At 37.2% G+C, this 3397-nt stretch carries 3 protein-coding genes; 1 reads left to right on the top strand and 2 read right to left on the bottom strand.

The window, feature by feature from the left end:
• Window positions 1-940 precede the first annotated feature (940 nt).
• A complete protein-coding gene (locus ACESM0_RS13380; protein ID WP_372906705.1) occupies window positions 941-2008 on the top strand; it encodes a LacI family DNA-binding transcriptional regulator in 1068 nt (355 codons plus the stop codon).
• Between the two features lie 207 nt (window positions 2009-2215).
• Here the strand turns inward: ACESM0_RS13380 and ACESM0_RS13375 are convergent, their stop codons facing one another.
• Together ACESM0_RS13375 and ACESM0_RS13370 are read right to left on the bottom strand one after the other, a co-directional pair.
• Complete coding sequence (locus ACESM0_RS13375; RefSeq protein WP_372906704.1) at window positions 2216-2365, bottom strand: hypothetical protein; 150 nt, start codon at window positions 2363-2365, stop codon at window positions 2216-2218.
• Between the two features lie 131 nt (window positions 2366-2496).
• A complete protein-coding gene (locus tag ACESM0_RS13370; protein ID WP_372906703.1) occupies window positions 2497-2787 on the bottom strand; it encodes a hypothetical protein in 291 nt (96 codons plus the stop codon).
• Window positions 2788-3397 lie beyond the last annotated feature (610 nt).

Raw genomic sequence — 3397 nt, 5'->3', positions numbered from 1 at the left:
AACTTAATTTCAAAACGAATCATTAGAACAAACGTTTGCATCAATTGACTAAATATGAAATTTTCTCCTGAAAAGACAATTTATTTTGCTTTATAAAAAGGTGCAAAAAATCTATTCTTCTCTTAATTTGTCAAATTACTATTCTATCGTTAGGTAATGGGGTTTGAACTTCTTTGATTTTTTCCCATTAAGATTTTTAGTGTCTCGTTCTTTCAAATAATATAGTTTTTGCAAGTTATGCTCTTTTAGCCGTTTATAGACATACCCCACTTATAAGTTGGTACTTACCTTGGTAATAATTTGCTGTTTTTTCGACTTGGTAATATTGCGTTAAATATTTCAGCAGATTTACGCCATTAGAAAGCGGCTTTTTACCTTCGTTTTGGACTGTGCCCATCCAAGACTGTAACGATCTTTGAACCATAAAAATGATGTGCCACTTTTGAGTGAACCTTCTAGTGAAACTTGTTTGGTTTTTTTGGATATAGCCCATTTGGGCATCACGTTTTCCTTTATTCAGGATAACACAGTATCAGCCTTTATCCCGAGTGAGCTGCCTGAGATTTTCGCGGTCGCAGTCTTTATTGCCAAACAGGACCTGTCCATCTTCACACTGGATTTTCTAGCAAGATGATGTCGTTAGGTGCGGCGGCCAACCTCGTAGAGTGGCATCGTATCAATACACTCTTTAATCTCTTGAAGGTGCATCTTAGAATGCGAGATTTGCTTGGAATTGCTGGGCCAAACGATTCAAAATGCTGAGTTATTTACGTATATCCATGGAAAATCTTTTATACATAGTATAACTACTGTAATAATTACCGATAACTATAAATCAACCATCAATACAAGAAACAATAGAGGTTCTGCAAAGTCCTCTTAAAAATTCAACTTTTTGGTGCTAATATAACATGAGTAAATTCAATCCAAAACGTTCTATATGAAAAAGAAAACAACGTTGGCAGATATTGCTAAAAAGTTGGGTGTAACGATCTCAACAGTTTCCAGAGCTCTTAATGATCATCCAAAAATCAGCACTGCTACAAAAAAAGCTGTAATAGATCTTGTAGATAAAATGAACTACCAACCCAATAATATTGCAACGGCTCTGCAAAGTGGAAAAAGTAATATCATTGGGGTAATAGTACCCACATCAGACCGTCAATTTTTTGCTTCAGTGATTCGGGGAATTGAAGAGGTTGTCAGAAAAGAAGGATACAATCTTATTATATGTCAATCTGATGAACAAACAGTTAAAGAACAAAAAATTATAGATGCCCTTTTACAAATTCAGGTAGACGGAATCATAGCTTCCGTTGCCAAAGAAACCACTTGTTACTCATACTTTGATAAAATCATTCACCAAAATGTTCCGCTTATACTCTTCGATAGAGTTGGACAAAATATTGACACCAGTACTGTGGTTAGCAATGATTACAAGGGAGCGTATGATGCTGTTTCCCATTTAATTGAACAAGGCTGTCAACACATTGCACATATAAAAGGACTAAAACATATTAAGATCTATCAAGATAGACTTAACGGATATTTAGATGCTTTAAAACATCATCAAATACCTGTGGATGAAGATCTTATCATTGAAAGTGACTTAATTGATGACCCTGATATTATTCTCGAAGCTGGAATCAAAATGACAAATCATCTCTTCATGACAAACCATCAACCGGATGGAATTTTTTCATCGAGCGATTTCGCAGCATTTGGATCAATTGAGGCACTCAAATCAAAATGTATTAACATACCGGAAGAAGTTTCCATCATTGGATACAGTAATGATTTCTCCTCTTCAATTATAGATCCCGGCCTTTCTTCAGTTGACCAACATACAAAGAAGATGGGAAACAGTGCAGGCACCTTATTTTTAGATCAGGTAAATAGTTCAATTGGCGAGTACCGGTACAAACAGGTTGTAATCGACCCAACTTTGATTATTCGCAAATCCTCTTCTCCAAATCTTATTGAAAATAGAAAAGCTATCTCCAGATAAGATCAAATAATGAAAGGAAGGATTACATATCAAATCATCCTCGCCATAATGCCTTTAAAATCTTTGCCTCTCTTTCTTGAGAAACAACATAGTTCACGAAATAGATACTCATCATATCCGCCAGCATGGCCAAGTTTTTGATTTCTCACTAATTTTTGTCCTGCATTACTTGTTATTCTTCAGCTTTAGGATGGTTAATTATATAATTCATTTGACCAGGATTGGCGTTTCTCCATATACGACCGTTACAAGCAAATCCAGGCACCCGTTTCCATTTACATCTGCAAATACAGCACCAGTTGAATAGTATTCTTCTTGGGCCATCCTGACCTGGTCGGTAATATCTTCAAATTTCATAACCCCCAAGATTTTTGCAGGGTTGGGTTCACTCCACCATGCAAAATGCAAAATGCAAAATAAAGGTCCACGAGCACGTTACCATTGACCTCCCCTGCAGCCACACCAGAACCGCTTAGATAATGTCGATTTTAATCGATTTCTTCTCTGGTTATCCGGTTATTAAATTCTATACCTGTTTTAGAAGAAGACAGTGTCTGAAATCCGGTACTGCCAAAGTATCCCGGGGATATTTCAGCCCATCGATACCCTTCTTCATTATTCCAATCGAGGTTTGATGAGCGTGAGCACCCCTGCATGAAAATCCCAAATGAAAGAAGTATGCATAAAATAAAACCCAGACGTGGAGAAGAAACTAAAGCATTCAATAGGGCAAAAATGTAACTCAAAATATACATGTACTGGTTCAGTTTAGTCTGCATTACTCTCAGATTTTCAATCTAAACCCAACTTTCACGGTTCAGAAACAGGAGGGGTGAAAAATCCGTATGTTGTTGTTATTTATGAAATTAAAGAAGAATAAGCCTGCTTAGTTGCGTAAGCTAAACAACGTATATATTATTAATAAACAATTAGTTAGGGCTTTTCTTACAAGTTCAAATATAGACAATTCCCCTTTTAAAAACATCATTTGGTTAAGTCTTCGGCGCTATCTCCACCCGCATAGAGCACGCCCGCCTGGTTGGATTTAATGTCGCTGCAGGATAGCTCTGCGGATTGGTCTTCAAATGAAGATTTGTGTTTTTAATGAGTACTTGTTGTATAGCATAACATAGTTGACACTTTTTTGACTGTTAAGAGCGGGGCGAAGCCCCGGCCCCCTGCAGGGGGCGCTTAAGGGTCAATTTCATAGCACAAGTTCTTTGACATAGTGATAACAAGCTACCAATCAACCGGCATTTGATATTCAAATGTTTGAACCACCTTGTTGTCTTGCTGGACAAACAAACAGTGGTTTTCCACGCTGATTTCAGCAACCACATAGGAATACTTCAGACTCTGATCCACTCGAAAGGACTCGGTGGGAAGATG

This window comes from Rhodohalobacter sp. (genome assembly GCF_041686455.1).
Taxonomy (GTDB): domain Bacteria; phylum Bacteroidota; class Rhodothermia; order Balneolales; family Balneolaceae; genus Rhodohalobacter.
Note: the sequence above shows the minus strand (reverse complement) of the source record. Positions and strands in the feature narration are given on the sequence as shown.

Excerpts from the sequence above, each read along its gene's own strand:
- ACESM0_RS13380 (WP_372906705.1), top strand. The coding sequence starts at position 941 with ATGAAAAAGAAAACAACGTTGGCAGATATTGCTAAAAAGTTGGGTGTA.
- ACESM0_RS13375 (WP_372906704.1), bottom strand. The coding sequence starts at position 2,365 with ATGAAATTTGAAGATATTACCGACCAGGTCAGGATGGCCCAAGAAGAA.
- ACESM0_RS13370 (WP_372906703.1), bottom strand. The coding sequence starts at position 2,787 with ATGCAGACTAAACTGAACCAGTACATGTATATTTTGAGTTACATTTTT.